The organism is Erwinia sp. MYb416 (genome assembly GCF_037479575.1).
In the GTDB taxonomy this organism is placed as follows: domain Bacteria; phylum Pseudomonadota; class Gammaproteobacteria; order Enterobacterales; family Enterobacteriaceae; genus Erwinia; species Erwinia rhapontici.
In genome coordinates this window covers 1-641 of the sequence record NZ_JBBGYT010000165.1, presented here as the reverse complement: position 1 = coordinate 641, position 641 = coordinate 1, and the positions used below count along the sequence as shown (strand labels likewise).

General features: G+C 52.4%; 1 protein-coding gene. It reads left to right on the top strand.

Features of this window, described 5'->3' with window-relative positions:
* Positions 1-591 (top strand): BCCT family transporter (locus WH277_RS01590; protein WP_339503986.1); only part of this gene is annotated, 591 nt, incomplete at its 5' end.
* Positions 592-641 lie beyond the last annotated feature (50 nt).

Below are 641 nucleotides of genomic sequence, written 5' to 3'. Positions count from 1 at the left end.
CTTTTCTACTGGGCGTGGTGGGTTGCCTGGGCACCGTTTGTCGGCTTGTTTATTGCCCGGATTTCGAAGGGAAGAACCATCCGTGAGCTTATCCTGGGTGTCATGCTGATCCCGTTAGGCTTCACCCTCGCCTGGCTGTCTATTTTCGGCAATACCGCGATCAGCCTTGTACTTGAGCATGCGGATAAAATTCTGGGTCAGGTTGCGTTGAAAGACCCACCTATGGCCGTTTTCAAACTTTTCGAATACCTCCCGTTCACTAAAATCACCGCCGGCTTCACGATTGTCATCAGCTTTGTCCTGTTCCTGACACCTGTCGATTCAGGCACGCTGATGATTGCGAATCTCTCCAGCCAGGGGGGAACCAATGACGATGATGCACCGGCATGGCTGCGTATTTTCTGGGCCTCCGTCACGACGTTAGTCTGTGCAGGCCTGTTATATGCGGGCAGCTTCAGTGCGATGCAGACCGCTGTTGTGATATGTGGTTTACCCTTCTCTGCGGTAATTCTGCTCTATATGGTCAGCCTGTATCGCGATTTACAGAAATTTGGCACTAAGCCGATGATGCAGACAGACCGCCAGGGCTAGACCGGCGGTACTGCGCAATATCGTTGAAGGCATAAATACCCCCTGACCCT